Origin of the sequence: Nostoc sp. C057, assembly GCF_013393925.1 — a bacterium.
Lineage (GTDB): Bacteria > Cyanobacteriota > Cyanobacteriia > Cyanobacteriales > Nostocaceae > Nostoc > Nostoc muscorum_A.
In genome coordinates, this window is sequence record NZ_CP040281.1 from 1,328,325 (window position 1) to 1,342,089 (window position 13,765).

Annotated in this window: 16 protein-coding genes; 8 read left to right on the forward strand and 8 right to left on the reverse strand. The window is 41.2% G+C overall.

Annotated features, from left to right (window positions below; all coding sequences use genetic code 11):
- Positions 1–205 precede the first annotated feature (205 nt).
- Positions 206–553, forward strand: coding sequence for a hypothetical protein (locus FD724_RS05700; RefSeq protein ID WP_012407307.1), 348 nt, complete (start codon positions 206–208; stop codon positions 551–553).
- Between the two features lie 72 nt (positions 554–625).
- Here FD724_RS05700 and FD724_RS05705 read toward each other — a convergent pair whose 3' ends face one another.
- The 8 genes from FD724_RS05705 to FD724_RS05740 form a co-directional block, all read right to left on the reverse strand.
- Positions 626–1,123: an FHA domain-containing protein gene (locus FD724_RS05705; RefSeq protein ID WP_114084752.1), complete on the reverse strand. Its 498-nt coding sequence runs from the start codon at positions 1,121–1,123 to the stop codon at positions 626–628.
- 303 nt (positions 1,124–1,426) lie between these two features.
- The gene (locus FD724_RS05710) at positions 1,427–3,886 is read right to left on the reverse strand and encodes a cation-translocating P-type ATPase (protein WP_179071890.1); all 2,460 of its coding nucleotides are present in this window, start codon (positions 3,884–3,886) and stop codon (positions 1,427–1,429) included.
- Positions 3,887–4,021: 135 nt separating this feature from the next.
- The gene (locus FD724_RS05715) at positions 4,022–4,216 is read right to left on the reverse strand and encodes a hypothetical protein (RefSeq protein ID WP_242060603.1); all 195 of its coding nucleotides are present in this window, start codon (positions 4,214–4,216) and stop codon (positions 4,022–4,024) included.
- 70 nt (positions 4,217–4,286) lie between these two features.
- Entirely contained in the window at positions 4,287–4,565 is a 279-nt protein-coding gene (locus FD724_RS05720) for a DUF2752 domain-containing protein (RefSeq protein WP_242060604.1), read from the reverse strand.
- Positions 4,566–4,587: 22 nt separating this feature from the next.
- Positions 4,588–4,854, reverse strand: a complete 267-nt coding sequence (locus tag FD724_RS05725; protein ID WP_114084754.1) for a TM2 domain-containing protein — start codon at positions 4,852–4,854, stop codon at positions 4,588–4,590.
- Between the two features lie 345 nt (positions 4,855–5,199).
- On the reverse strand, positions 5,200–5,475 hold the full coding sequence (locus FD724_RS05730) for a TM2 domain-containing protein (protein ID WP_114084755.1): 276 nt from the start codon (positions 5,473–5,475) through the stop codon (positions 5,200–5,202).
- A 606-nt stretch (positions 5,476–6,081) separates the two neighbouring features.
- Positions 6,082–7,656: a CPBP family intramembrane glutamic endopeptidase gene (locus FD724_RS05735; protein WP_179071891.1), complete on the reverse strand. Its 1,575-nt coding sequence runs from the start codon at positions 7,654–7,656 to the stop codon at positions 6,082–6,084.
- Positions 7,657–7,789: 133 nt separating this feature from the next.
- Positions 7,790–8,320, reverse strand: a complete 531-nt coding sequence (locus FD724_RS05740; RefSeq protein ID WP_179071892.1) for a hypothetical protein — start codon at positions 8,318–8,320, stop codon at positions 7,790–7,792.
- Positions 8,321–8,494: 174 nt separating this feature from the next.
- Between FD724_RS05740 and FD724_RS40615 the strand changes: the two genes are divergently transcribed.
- The 7 genes from FD724_RS40615 to FD724_RS05770 all read left to right on the forward strand — a co-directional run bounded on the left by FD724_RS40615 (position 8,495) and on the right by FD724_RS05770 (position 13,692).
- A complete protein-coding gene (locus FD724_RS40615) occupies positions 8,495–8,821 on the forward strand; it encodes an FHA domain-containing protein (RefSeq protein WP_256874457.1) in 327 nt (108 codons plus the stop codon).
- A 5-nt stretch (positions 8,822–8,826) separates the two neighbouring features.
- Positions 8,827–9,279: a hypothetical protein gene (locus FD724_RS40620; protein ID WP_256874458.1), complete on the forward strand. Its 453-nt coding sequence runs from the start codon at positions 8,827–8,829 to the stop codon at positions 9,277–9,279.
- Positions 9,280–9,525: 246 nt separating this feature from the next.
- Positions 9,526–9,879 carry a hypothetical protein gene (locus FD724_RS05750; protein ID WP_114084759.1) on the forward strand — a complete coding sequence of 118 codons (354 nt, stop codon included), beginning with the start codon at positions 9,526–9,528 and terminating at the stop codon, positions 9,877–9,879.
- 96 nt (positions 9,880–9,975) lie between these two features.
- Positions 9,976–11,487 carry an AAA family ATPase gene (locus FD724_RS05755; RefSeq protein ID WP_012407316.1) on the forward strand — a complete coding sequence of 504 codons (1,512 nt, stop codon included), beginning with the start codon at positions 9,976–9,978 and terminating at the stop codon, positions 11,485–11,487.
- Positions 11,488–11,629: 142 nt separating this feature from the next.
- Entirely contained in the window at positions 11,630–11,980 is a 351-nt protein-coding gene (locus FD724_RS05760) for a DUF1257 domain-containing protein (protein WP_012407317.1), read from the forward strand.
- Between the two features lie 134 nt (positions 11,981–12,114).
- The gene (locus FD724_RS05765) at positions 12,115–13,035 is read left to right on the forward strand and encodes an endonuclease NucS domain-containing protein (RefSeq protein ID WP_179071893.1); all 921 of its coding nucleotides are present in this window, start codon (positions 12,115–12,117) and stop codon (positions 13,033–13,035) included.
- A gap of 240 nt (positions 13,036–13,275) precedes the next feature.
- Positions 13,276–13,692, forward strand: a complete 417-nt coding sequence (locus FD724_RS05770) for a hypothetical protein (RefSeq protein ID WP_179071894.1) — start codon at positions 13,276–13,278, stop codon at positions 13,690–13,692.
- Positions 13,693–13,765: the final 73 nt, after the last annotated feature.

Sequence of the window (13,765 nt, forward strand, 5' to 3'; positions counted from 1 at the left end):
TCAGACGCAAATAATAGCTAAAACCCTGATTCTAAAGTAGCGGCTATTCATTAATTGCCCGTACAGCGCGTAGTTTTGCGTAAGTCAGATGTATATCTGGTGATGCCTAATCTCAAAACTCAAAAACTTTGCTTTTTGAATGACTTTCCGTTTAGATGCTTCAGTATTATAGGATGGACGGAGTGTTGCAAGGCGTGGGGCTATTATGGCTCGCTATACCTGTTCGTTTATTGTTTCTGTTGCTAGTGACCATCTGTTGCCGTTACTTGTAGAACTTCTACAGGACTGTCAGTTGGATATTCAATACCACACGGGCGATTACATTATCGCTCGTCAGACTCCTGGTAATGTTCCTTTTCCTAAATTGATCACAGTAGAAGTACTGGTTGATAAATCAAAATCTACTGAAACAGAAACCCGGATGAGTATTGTGATTAAAAATGAAGAACTACCTCTCCAACTAGATAATTACTGCCGACAAATGTTTGAATTCATCAAGCAGGCTATAGAAAGTAGCCGTCATTGGCATTTGATTGAAAGTATTGCAGGATAGCTTTGGTAATTAAATTGACAATCCCACGGCTTTAAGCCGTGAGAGTGTCAAATTGTGGTTGGTAGTTATAATTCAATCTCCCAGATCCTCTAAATCCTCGGCCATACCGGGGTTTATTAGTGTAATGTCATACTCGCTTGAATCCGTTTGTCCCAAACGCTGAGTGTTTTTTAAAAGGTAATAAATGGCACGAACCTGAGGGCCAAAAACGATCTCGTCTTCATTTCTGAGATCGTGGTTTGGTATTTTACGTCCATTAATCATCAAACCGTTGGAACTAGCCTTACCTTTGGCATCGCCATCTACAATCCGGTAATAGTAGCTATGACTATTATGTTCTCGTGGCAATCTGACTAATGTGGCATGGCGGCGGGAGACAAACTGAGACATCAAACGGATATTACACTCGCGGTCTCTACCGATAGAGTAGACGGGTTGCTCCAGAGAAAATTCTTTGCGACCTTGATCGTCTTCAATAATCAGTAGATGGTTTTCATTAGTTTCTGCTGCCATTGACAAATCGGTGGAAATGTGATTTAACAAGATTTGTTTCGTATCGTATTTTGCCATTTTCGGGCACCGTCAGTCTGTGGTGCTAATCTAAATAAGCTTTAAAATTGCATAATACCTTGAAAGAGTAGAACTTGGTCGTTCTACTCCAGTAGCTATGATAGCTTTTGTAGGTGTCTGAACAGGCTTTGTGATCTGCGTAAAACCTGAACATCGACTCAGTGTAACAAATAATTACGAATTCGTAATGACGTTCTCTACAAGAAGCAAGCTACGCACAGCGTCTCGTAGAGAACGTCATTAGTAATTACGAATTAAAAATTGTTAAGTTGAGATGGGAAATTTTAGGTTCAACAAAGTATTCTACGAGTGACGAGCTAATCGCCTTAATAATATTGAGTTTGTGACGACGCTAACAGAGCTAAAAGCCATTAATGCAGCAGCACCAGATGGGTTAAGGACAAAACCCAGACTAGGGAACAAAACACCTGCTGCTAAAGGAATACCAACTGTATTATATGCAAAAGCCCAGAATAAATTTTGGCGGATTTTGTTGAAGGTGGCGCGACTAAGCTGAATAGATTCGACTACATCGTTTAAGCGATCGCGCATTAGGACAATTTCAGCCGTTTCCATCGCCACATCTGTCCCGGAGTGTAAAGCAATTCCTACATCTGCTTGGGATAAAGCTGGAGCATCATTGATTCCATCTCCGACCATTGCCACTACTGAGTGCTGAGTGAGGAGTGAAGAGTTAGGAGTTCCTTTTGTCGTCCCTGCTTGTTGTAAAGACTTGATTGCATCTGCTTTTTTCGCTGGGGGAACACCTGCTATGACATCAGCACTATCTAATCCTAATTGTTTGGCTATGGCACTAGCTGCTTCTGGGCGATCGCCACTGAGCAACATTACCCGTAATCCCATCTGACGCAACTTGTCTACAGTGGATTGGGCATCTGGTCTGAGGGTATCAGAAACAGCAATTAGTCCGGCTAGAGTTCCCCCAACGGCTACGCAAACGACTGTTTTACCATCTGTTGCCAAATCCTGTGCTACCTGTTGTGCAGTTTCACTAATGGCAATACCATGCCAGCTTAACCAGTCCCAGTTACCCAAAAGTACAACTGTTTCCTCCACCACAGCAGACACTCCTAATCCTGGTTCCGTGTGAAAGTCCACAGCTTCTGGAATAGATAACTGTTGCCGCAGTGCTTCTTGCTGAATCGCTTTTGCTAGAGGGTGGTGAGTACCGCTTTCTACGGCTGTTGCTAGTTGGATTAAGGATTGGGCATTGAGAATTGGGCTGTTATTCTCTGCCTCTTCCCCAGTTCCCAATTGCTCGATTAACAGACAATCTGTAACGATAGGATGACCTGTGGTCAGAGTGCCAGTTTTATCAAATACTACGGTGTCTAACTGGTGTACTTTTTCTAAAACATCGCCGCCTTTGATTAACAAACCTCGTTCTGCGCCCATAGCAGTCCCAACAAGAATAGCTGTTGGGGTAGCAAGCCCTAAAGCACAGGGACAGGCGACTACCATAACAGCGATCGCTAGTTTTAAACTAATTAATAAAGGGGAGTGGGGAGCTTGATGTGTAGCGTGGCTCATCATCTCCATCTCACCAGACATGGTGATATCAGTCCAAAGATGAGTACCGAAAAAGTACCAAAAGACAAATGTTAATAAAGATGCTGTTAACACCCCGTAGGTAAAGTAACCAGCTACTGTATCGGCTAATTTTTGTACTGGGGCTTTCCGAGTTTGGGCAGCTTCTACTAAAGCAACAATTTGAGCTAGAGTTGTATCACTTCCAATCCGGGTTGTCTGAATAGCGATCGCTCCTGACTGGTTTAGTGTACCCCCTGTCACCGAATCTCCCGGTTGCTTAATTACTGGCACGGCTTCCCCAGTCAACATGGATTCATCGACTGTTGTTTGACCAAGCACCACTTCACCATCGACAGGAATTTTATCGCCTGGCAGCACCTGTAACCATTCACCAACCCGCACCTGTTCGGCAGGAATCTCTACACTAGAAGATCCCACTCCTCCTTTTTCTGGGTTGGCAATCAATCGCGCTACTTGTGGCTGGAGTGCTAACAATTTCCTAAATGCAGCAGCAGCACGACCTCTAGCTTGTTGCTCTAACGTTCTTCCTAACAAAATAAAGCCCAGCATCATTACTGGTTCGTCAAAGAAGCACTCCCAACCCATTTGGGGAAAGAGCAGTGCTACTAAACTAGCAATGTAGGCTGTCAGCGTTCCCAATCCGATCAGGGTATTCATGTTAGGCGCATTTCGCCGCCAGCCTAGCCACCCATCTACTAAAATCGGGCGACCGGGAATTAATAGCGCCACTGTAGCCAATCCACAGTGAAACCAGATGTTATTTAACAGTGGCAGCACTGAGCTACCAAGATTACCAAAATGTCCACTTCCCGACAATAACAGCAACATTGCAGCGATCGCCAACTGCCTCACAGAAGACCGCATTTCTCGGCGTTGTCGTTCTGCTGGGTCTGGTAAGGTAGATATTTCGCCTGCTACTGTGCCCCTAGCTTTTCGGGGTTGAGTTGGAAATCCAACGGCTGTTAATCTCTCTGCTAGTGCATCTGCATCTACCGCACCAGTTTCTGACTCTACAACTGCTACCTCTGTGGCCAGGTTCACACAGGCACTCTTGACTCCTGGATGTTGGGTTAGCTGTCGTTCTACCGCGTTCACACACCCAGCACACTTCATACCTCCAACATCGAGAATAATTTTCTCTAAGATTGGGTCAAGTTCTGGGGCTAGCTTAGTTTTTGGGACAAGTTGCATGGCAAGTGTTTAGATTCGCTACAGAAATTCAACGCCTGACTAAAAGCGTCTCTAATTTGAGCGTAGGCTAAATATGGAACTACGACTGTATGTCAACCCTATTAAATTTCTTAATTTATCGTACTTCGCTAAGGGTCACTGACGACTCCAGCGTAGATAAGTCACATAAATGATAGCTGTAACCTGCATTGGCATCAGGACAATCAGGCTTTTCCAAAAATTGTGAATTTCCAAATTAGACATGGCGCTGAAATAGCCAAAGCCCAACAACAAGAAGAGTATCCAGATCAGCTGTTTACGTTTGATGGTTAGCATAGCAGTAGGATTCATAATTTTTTAACAAAAAGCTCTAGTTATACCTAGAAATCTGCACAGAATACACAATAGCTTTCATGAATAGTTACTCAAGAAAGAAGTTTACCCAAGGGAGAGTTGATAAATTTTCTGCCAGTGCTGCAACCAAATTGCCTTGGGAAATAGCCATAAAGGAGCGAGTCATCCCACAAGTGGGACATGGAATTCCAGTTAAATGCTGGATAGGACAAACTAAGAATCCTACTCTATAACCTTGGTGATAAAAATAAGTAGCAAGTAGGGGTGTACAGGAGAATCCTAGTAAACCCCACCGAACTAATTTCCCTTCGTATGACAAAGGATAAGGAGATAATTCAAACGGCAAAAACAATTTTAGATGGAGGGAGTTAAAACCAGCCTTTCTTTTCGACAATGTAAGTATTGAGGAATTCTTCATCAGTCTTGGTTAAGTAAATGATACCTTCAACCAAACCGACAATCCCCATCACTGCTCCACCCAAACCAAATGTGAGTATGGTAACGAGCAGCATGATTAGACCTTGAGTAGTGTAACCAAGAATAAACTTGTGAATACCTAAAGCTCCTAACAAGATAGCGCAAATACCAGCAGCAATTTTTTTGCTGCTAGCATCACTGGGGTTGACATTAGACACTATGAGAATACTCCTCAGCTATAAATGACATCCCCAATGTTAATGTAATTATTCTTACTTAGCATCTACATATCTCTCATTAGTAATAAATTGTCAGATTTAATCTAGTTCAGGAGACAAATAAGCACTAAGTGTTACTGGAAACAAATTCGGAAATCCAGTATTAACAAACTTATAGAACTTACGCAAACACTAGCCGAAACCCTTGTTTTCATGTAGATGCAAAACTTTTCCCACAGGGTATTGCCCCTAAAAGTTGTAGTTTTGCGTCAGCACTAACTTATTCTAAAGATACACTCAAGATATATAACTTTACAGAGCAACCCAAATGGGAAATCTAAGTTTTTAGAACCAGCCCTGCTTATTCACAAAGTAGGTATTTACAAATTCTTCAGGGGACTTATTCAAATAGATCATGCCTTCTATTAAACCTACGAGTTGCATAATTAACAAGGCAATACCGTAGGTGAAAGAACCCGCTACTACAGAAACTACCAACATGATAAAGCCTTCTGGAGCGTATCCTAGAATAAATTTATGAACCCCAAATCCTCCAAGGATAATGCCACAGTAACCAGCTAGAAGTTGTTTGGTAGGGTGACTGGGGTTGAGATTTGACATATTAAATGCTGCTCCTTGATAAGTAAGTGAGATATAAAAATAAAGTCTTTATTGTAATCAAAGCAAATAGATTTACTTGCTTAATAAATAGATTTTTAATTTTTTCAGTACAAGTAGGCTCCAAAATGACTAAAATCAGCGTGCTTCTGTTCTAGAGGAGACGCTAAAATGTCTTGCGGCATAGCTTGAAAATCTGGCGCTCCTTAATAAATTTTGGTGGATTGGATGACTGCAAACTCTGTTGCAGAAGTTTTGCACATTTTCAAGTCAGACATTTGGTCTTGAGAAAAATAAATCTCAATAATCATCAAAAACTGCTATACCACTTTTTACAAGTACATCAGTATTATTTCCGGGTTTTTTTATGAGCGCTTCCACTGGTAGTGAAACGCCATTGCACCAATGACAAGATTCAGTTATTGGCTAAAATCACCCGGATAAGAATAAATGCTTAACTAGATATTTTGTTGTCTATGTTAACAGCATTATTTGAATTGGCTTTTCAGCTAGTATTTATGCTTGTAACCAATTATAACCAGTAAATTGTTCTTACATAAGCAGATAAAATCAGATATTTACATTTTTAGCAACAGTGCAATTTAAGTATTAATTACTACCTAAAATAAACAGGCTTAATAATGTACCACTATTCCAAAGGCTGTGTAGGAGCATAGGAGCAAGGAGGTTGCGCGATCGCGTGTAAACTACCCCTAAAACGATCCCCAATGCAGTGAGGGGCAGAATTTCCGACAAGCTGAGGTGAGCGATCGCAAACAACAAACTACTGATTATAATCGATCCCCACACGGGTAAGTAACGCGTTAGAGAAGGTAACAAAAAGCCGCGAAACAGAATTTCTTCAAAGAATGGAGCAGCGATCGCTGCTGTAAAGAAAAATATACTAAGTGCTACCCCATCTTGGCTTTCCAGCGCTAGTTGCAGCAGGGGGTTACTACCACCCTGTCCTTGCCATAGCTGTTGATTGATTAAAGATACCATCACAACTATAGGTAAAGCCGTACAATAGCCCCCCAGTCCCCACAGAAACCAGTTATCTTGAAAACGGAAGCGGAACCAAAATTCCGGTAACGGAAAAAACGGCTTGAGAGAGAAATACAGCACCAACAGCGCACCGAATGCTACCAATAGGTAACTAACCAAAACAGAAAATGCCTGAAGTCGTACATCAACAATAGGGCGCGGGATGGGTAGCACCGATATCACCAAGGGCACAAAAATTTGCCCCATAAAGAAAAAGCCTACAATAAAAACCTGCAAAACCGTTTCACCATCCCAAGGCGTTGACCAAGGAATATCAGCATTTTGAGCTAGTAACGAGGCTTTTCCTTTCAACAAGCGTTGAGCAAATAATAAAATCAGCAATATTAGACCAATTAAAGCCGCCAAGGTAGGAATAGTACCGATAACCGCTAATTTCAACACCGCTTGAGCAGCAGTTTCTTTTTGTGCAGCTTTTACTGCTAATAAAGCGTCTTGTCGTTGTTGGAGTTGGTATAGCTGAACCAAAGCAGTAGAGCGAAACCAACCTTCTAAATTCTTTTGAATCCGTTCTTGAGCATTTTGGAGCAGACGGGGAGGATTGCTCCACAGTCCACTCAATACAGCTGCGGTTTCTCCAAACTCTGGATTGACATCTGAGCGTTGTTGTAATTCGCTCCAAGTTTTCAGGGCTGTATCCGTCTGTCCTTGCTGTGCTTGTAAAATTCCCAGGCGCAAGTCTAATTCAGCCACTAATTTTTGTAATTGCTTTAGCGATTGCTGTAACTGTTGCTTTCCTTGTTTAGAGGTTTTAGTAGTCGGAGGAACTTCAGGTAGAGGTTTAGGAGGTATGGGAGTAATTTCAGATTGAGAGCGTAATTGTGCAAGCTTATTGTTAACTTTGTCCAAATTCGCTTGAACTGACTGACGTGCCTCCTGATATTGCTTTGTGGCGCTTTCTAGAGGTTGCTCACCAAGTATCGCTTCCCGAATCCCTTGAAGATTGTCATCACCGCTATCTTCTGATTGCCAAGCTTGGGCCTGCAAAGCAATATTGGTTTGGTACAGTTCCAGGCGACTTTGGAACTGGGGTTCTTGCCAACTACCGAATAAAGCCGAAACTGCCAACAGAACTGCTATCGGCGTTAGCACAAAAATTAAAACCAACCGCTTGAGTGTCATCTATCCCCCTTTGACTAACCAGTGGAGAGCGCGTCCCCCTTGGGAATTATCGCAAGAAAAAGTCAGAGGTGGATAAATATCATCAATTTAAAGGTTTTAAGTTTGGCATCGCTAAAGAAACTCCAGTCCTAACTCAAGACTTTGAAATTCGATACTGCTGGGCAATGTAATAAAACAAACGATAGTAATCTTGAAATTCTTGGCTTTTGCTTCGTCCCTGCCAACAGTATTTCACTTGATCCTGAGTTAGTGTCAGTGTCATAGAACCTACTCCTTGATCAACTTCTACAACTAGTACCCCAGATACTCCTTGGGCGGTTTGAAAGTTGGGTTTGATCTTTTTCACTGACTCTTGCTCTGTAACAATCGAATTCAGTAACTGCTGACTTGCCCACCCTCGAATTTCCACCGTTTTGTTTTGGGGCGAAATAAAGGCAATTCCATCACCATTTGCTGGGCCTGCTGAAGAAGTCCAGTTACTCGGATATGGAAATTCAAAGCCATAACGAGAGTTGCTATAAGTTTTCCATGCGATCGCTCCAGCGTTAAAATCATTTGCAGTACAACCCCAAAGAATTACTAACAGAGCAATAATCACGCTAACGCTGGCGGTAAACCTATAAATTCTTCGCCCCAAACTACAGGTCTTATTAGCAGTAGCCATTTACATTACACATTTTGCCAAAGTCACTGATTTTATAGAAATACCAGAAACTAAGATCAATACCTTGCACTAAAAGAGCGCTCATTAAAAATTAAATATTCTTTCAGGATATTTACCATTCTCTTTTGGCTCCTCAGTAGAGAAGCTTATAAAGAGTGCTTTATCACACATTTTATGTACAGCGCATCTCAGACAGCCGAGCTAACTTTGGAGCTTTTTCACTTCCAAACCAACACATCTTTGCAATTTCCACCAAATCTTTCTGTAATTTCCATTGGTAAGCCAAACGACCAAAAACCTCCAGATATTGATATCTCTGGCTTACCAGATTCGGATGTGTCATCTCGCATCCACGCACAAATTTGGGTGAATGGGGACGAATACCATATTACCGATTTGGGCAGTTCTAATGGTACATACATTAACGGTGCGAAACTTCAACCTCAAGTTTTTTGTCCACTGCATCCAGGAGACAGAGTTTCCCTTGGGCAGGGAAAATAACTTTTATGTTTAGGGTGCAGCAACACTCTGCATCTACCGCGAAAAATCCTACACCAAATTCCGCGCCAACGAAAATTACAGCGCCTACCACAAGTAAAGAAGAGGAACAAGTAATCTTTGCTAGTAAGCTTATTGGCTTAGGGCTAATCCTCGCAGGCATTATATTTTTAAGTACAAGTATTTATGTGAGCGTCTACTTACGCAGCACACCTGGAATTTTGCTGTGTATGGGAGGTGTAGTAGCTCTAAATTTGGGTGGGCGCGATAATCGGAAGCTAGGATGGGTTTTGATTGGGATCGGAATTGCTCTATTCATCGCCAGTGGTGTTGTAATCGGCTCTGTGTCTCTTTTTTCTCTGCTAGTGTCATTCGCTGGCATCTCCTGTGGATATCAGTTGTTTACAACCGGAAAGGTGTTCAACTTTAATCCGCTTACACTCCAAATAGTTAAAAAGTAAGCCAAGTTAGGGAATCATTAATTAGCGATCGCTAATTGCCATTGAGGTTTCAGGATTTGAATCCTAAGCCCTGATTAACTTCGAAGAGGTTTGTCGTGAGGGATTTATCACTCAATAAACAGCATTTCAGCTTCTCGTGTAAACAAATGTAACAAAAGTAGCGTCAAAACGTTTTGCTGTCTTGACAACCAATAGAAGAACCGATAAGTTGATATACATACCCGGGTAAGACCGTTAAAGAGTTATATGCAAACGCAAACTAAGCAAAAGGTCACTTTGTATTTATCGCCAGAGTTGCACAGAAAACTGAAGATTCGTTCAGCAGTCGATTCCGAACCAATGTCAGAACTTGCCGAACGCGCCCTTGGTTTTTACCTATCTAATCAAGAATTGGTTGACGAATTAGAAGATTCTTCTTTTGGGCGGACTCATAGAGTTTATTCATGCCCAACTTGTGATAGCTCACTAGTCTTACGTGATGGGGAACTGGTTACTTTGGGCAATCAACCAGGAGTAGTCGGTCAAGAACATCTTTCCATTGATGAGATGGATGGAGATGAAACCAACCCCAAGGGTGAGGAAGAGTTAGTTCCTTGCTAGATAGATAGGAATTATGGATTATTTATTCATGATTCGGTTGTCTTTACCAGAAGCAATGTCTCTACTGTCTCTATAAGGTCTCAAGTAGGTCGAAGTATGAAAGAAGAGCTCAATATCCTAATTCAAGCTCAATACCCTTTAATCTACCTTGTGACCTCCGAGGAAGAGCGGGCCGAGCAAGCAGTTTCCACAATCGCCCAGTTGTTAAAGCCCCAGCGCCGAGTATTTGTTTGGACAGTGACACATGGGATTGTGGAGTATGGTCAACCCCGGAATGTCACCCAACATAATACCGTGTCTCCAGAGGCGGCGATTGAGTGGATAATCCGGCAGAAAGAACCGAGTATATTTATTCTTAAAGATTTACACCCCTTTATTGATGCGCCTGCAACAAACAGATCGTTACGTGATGCGATCGCTAGCTTTAAAGGTACGCAAAAGAACATCATTTTGATGTCTCCAATGCAACAAGTACCTATAGAGTTAGAAAAAGAAGTTGTTGTTATCGATTTTACACTGCCAGATATGGCAGAGTTAAATAAAGTACTGACTCAGCACGTAGACCAAAATCGTGGTCGGCGATTGACAACAGAGGCTAGAGAAAAGCTTCTCAGAGCAGCTTTAGGTCTAACTAAAGATGAAGCTGAGAAAGTCTACCGAAAGGCGCAGGTAACTACAGGGCGTTTGACGGAAGATGAAGTAGATATCGTTTTATCTGAGAAAAAGCAACTAATTCGGCGCAATGGAATCTTAGAATACATTGAAGAAGACGAAACCATTGATGCAGTAGGTGGCTTAGAAGAGTTAAAAAGATGGCTCAAGCAACGCTCTAATGCTTTTACAGAAAGAGCAAGAGAGTATGGTTTGCCTCAACCAAAGGGGATGTTAATTCTCGGTGTTCCCGGTTGCGGTAAGTCATTGATTGCCAAAACTACTTCCCGACTGTGGGGCTTACCACTGTTGCGGTTAGATATGGGCCGAGTCTACGACGGCTCAATGGTGGGACGAAGTGAAGCAAATCTGCGGAACGCCCTGAAAACAGCAGAATCTATTTCCCCAGCGATTTTATTTATCGACGAATTGGATAAATCCTTTGCTGGTAGTGGAGGTTCTTCTGATTCCGATGGGGGAACATCAAGCAGAATCTTCGGCTCTTTCCTCACATGGATGCAAGATAAGAAGTCACCAGTGTTTGTCATGGCAACTGCCAACAGAGTAGAACGCTTACCTGGAGAGTTTCTGAGGAAAGGACGCTTTGATGAAATTTTCTTTGTCGATCTGCCAACACCGGAAGAACGGCAACACATTTTTAATATTCATCTGACCAAGCGCCGTGAAGACATCTCTAGATTCGATCTTGAGCAACTAGCTAAGATGTCTGATGGCTTTTCTGGGGCAGAAGTTGAGCAAGCGATCGTTGCGGCAATGTATGAAGCTTTTGCCCAAGATCGGGAGTTCACCCAATTAGATATTATTGCTGCACTGAAGGCAACATTGCCGCTGTCTCGAACGATGCAAGAACAAGTAACGGCTCTGAGAGATTGGGCCAGACAGCGCGCACGCCCCGCAGCATCCTCCGTAGCTGAATATCAGCGAATGGAGTTTTAAAAGCTTTCCTCTGCCATCCCAGGGGGAAAGGCTAGCTCTGAATGCTAGCAGTTATAAGAAAAAGCCGCATCCTGCTAAGAGCGGCTTCGCCCGAAACAAACCGTTGTCGTTTTTCTCAATCTTCTCATTGGAGGAAACCCAAATGTCTCACTTTAGCACCCTGCGTACCAAGATCACCGATGCCGAAATCCTCAAAGCTTCTTTGCGCGACCTCGGTATCAGCGTAAAGACTGAAGCTGATGTCCGTGGTTATAACGGTCAGCGCGTCCGTTCTGACATCGTTGCTATGTTAGATGGCGAATATGACCTCGGCTGGTCTCGCAACAGCGATGGTTCTTTTGACCTAATCGCTGACCTGTGGGGCGTTGCTAAGAAGCACAACCAAACCGAGTTGATCAACTCAATCAACCAAAAGTATGCCGTTAACAAAACTTTGGCTGAAGTAAAACAGCGCGGTCTGCAAAACGCCAATGTGAAGTTGGTATTGCAATAACAATTTCTCTGCGCGTTCCCAAAGCTGCACGGGTTAACCATATAAATAGCGGTTAGCCCGCTTTTTTATCGGGACTGAGATTTATTTCTCAGTCCCGATTTTTTTGGTAATCACAAAATGTAGGGTAGATAATTATGATAAATGAAGCAGATATTCGAGACTTTTTAACACAGAATTTAGATATTGTAGAACCTAATTTGAAATTTATTAAGAAGGAGTTTAGCCTTGAAAATAGTCTTGGTGCTGGTGGTCGTATAGACATTTTGGCAAAAGATAAATTTGGATTTTTTGTCATTATTGAAATTAAAAAAAATGACAAAACTGCTAGGCAGGCTCTACATGAACTTCAAAAATACATGGCTTTATTTAAAACGAATTATGGTCTGGCTACTCACAAGTGTAGATGTATTCTACTTTCTACTGATTGGCATGAATTACTTGTGCCATTTTCGGAATTTTCAAGGGTTGTTGATTATCAAATAGATGGCTATCAACTCATAGTTAATGAAGAAGGGATACCTATAGGTAAAAAATCTGTACAGTTGGCTCCAGAGGGGGAAGAAAAATTTATCTTTCCAAGACACAATATTTTCTTGTATGAAATCATTGAGAATAGAGAGATAGCAATAGAAAAGCTAGAAGATATTTTAAGAGAGCTAGAAATAACAAATTATTACGTTTTGATCATAAATTACGAGGGTGATTCTGAAAATGTAATATATCCTTTTGCTATATACTTAGTTCTTGATATATTTAAAGTTTCAGAAAAAGAGAGGATTAAAAAAAATCTGAATATGCTTGATGATGATAGTTATGAGTTTGATAATGAAGATGAAGATATACATATTAAACCTTTATTTGAAGAAGAAGCTTTGTCTGAAATTACTAATAGGCTAATAGGTTTAATAGACACTATGGAAGTAGGTACATCTGAAAAACTTCAAGGTATGATGTCTAATGGGTGGCATATTAATAAAATTTATCCAGGTAATCAATTATTTAAAAATTTATTAATAAATGATGAGGAAATTATCAAAGAGATTATCAGTTTTTAAGGTGGCAATTCTGTTATTTATACATCAGTTACCACACCTAAAATTCAACCTTCATGGAAAGCAACTTCTGAAGGATTAAAGCATTTTTTATATGGGAATGATTTATGGCAAATTGGGTCTGACTGGTTTTTTAAAAAAGTAGAATCTGTAAGCAAAGAAGCTACCGTAAATTTTAGAATTTATTATGGCTCTGATATATTATTTAGCCTATATAACTATTTCTGTAGAGGTGTTTCTTACTTGCCAACTCTTGAAATAGTGGCTCAAATTCCAGGAAAACCAAACAAAACAATTATTCTGGTGGGTTCTCTTGAATGGGATGGACATACTTTTCCTAACGCAGATTCAATTTTTAATAAAGATAATCCTTTGGATCTTTTTTATAAGCAAAAACTTTACTTTAAAGAAAAAGAATTATATGAACTTCAGATGATGCACAAACATGGCATAGAGTACTCCCTATTTGAAATAACTATAGAGCAAAACACTCAGCCTGTTATTAAACGTCTTGAGCTAGAAGAAGATGACACTATAAGTTTATTACCCATAACAGATGAAGTAGGATTAATAAGCTTAAGAGATTTCTTTATACACAATCGTGGCTATATTGAAGAGCTTTGTTACATTGGAGGTTCATGTTTTCACTTCGTAAGCTGAATAAGTCTTGGTGCTGACCGAACTGCACTATTGTTCAAGCCGAGGCAAGTGTAATTGGTAGCATAACCGTGGC

Excerpts from the sequence above, each read along its gene's own strand:
- FD724_RS05715 (WP_242060603.1), bottom strand. The coding sequence starts at position 4,216 with ATGAATCCTACTGCTATGCTAACCATCAAACGTAAACAGCTGATCTGG.
- FD724_RS05755 (WP_012407316.1), top strand. The coding sequence starts at position 9,976 with ATGAAAGAAGAGCTCAATATCCTAATTCAAGCTCAATACCCTTTAATC.
- FD724_RS05750 (WP_114084759.1), top strand. The coding sequence starts at position 9,526 with ATGCAAACGCAAACTAAGCAAAAGGTCACTTTGTATTTATCGCCAGAG.
- FD724_RS05710 (WP_179071890.1), bottom strand. The coding sequence starts at position 3,886 with ATGCAACTTGTCCCAAAAACTAAGCTAGCCCCAGAACTTGACCCAATC.
- FD724_RS05730 (WP_114084755.1), bottom strand. The coding sequence starts at position 5,475 with ATGTCAAATCTCAACCCCAGTCACCCTACCAAACAACTTCTAGCTGGT.
- FD724_RS05760 (WP_012407317.1), top strand. The coding sequence starts at position 11,630 with ATGTCTCACTTTAGCACCCTGCGTACCAAGATCACCGATGCCGAAATC.
- FD724_RS05705 (WP_114084752.1), bottom strand. The coding sequence starts at position 1,123 with ATGGCAAAATACGATACGAAACAAATCTTGTTAAATCACATTTCCACC.
- FD724_RS40620 (WP_256874458.1), top strand. The coding sequence starts at position 8,827 with ATGTTTAGGGTGCAGCAACACTCTGCATCTACCGCGAAAAATCCTACA.
- FD724_RS05700 (WP_012407307.1), top strand. The coding sequence starts at position 206 with ATGGCTCGCTATACCTGTTCGTTTATTGTTTCTGTTGCTAGTGACCAT.
- FD724_RS40615 (WP_256874457.1), top strand. The coding sequence starts at position 8,495 with ATGTACAGCGCATCTCAGACAGCCGAGCTAACTTTGGAGCTTTTTCAC.
- FD724_RS05735 (WP_179071891.1), bottom strand. The coding sequence starts at position 7,656 with ATGACACTCAAGCGGTTGGTTTTAATTTTTGTGCTAACGCCGATAGCA.
- FD724_RS05740 (WP_179071892.1), bottom strand. The coding sequence starts at position 8,320 with ATGGCTACTGCTAATAAGACCTGTAGTTTGGGGCGAAGAATTTATAGG.
- FD724_RS05765 (WP_179071893.1), top strand. The coding sequence starts at position 12,115 with ATGATAAATGAAGCAGATATTCGAGACTTTTTAACACAGAATTTAGAT.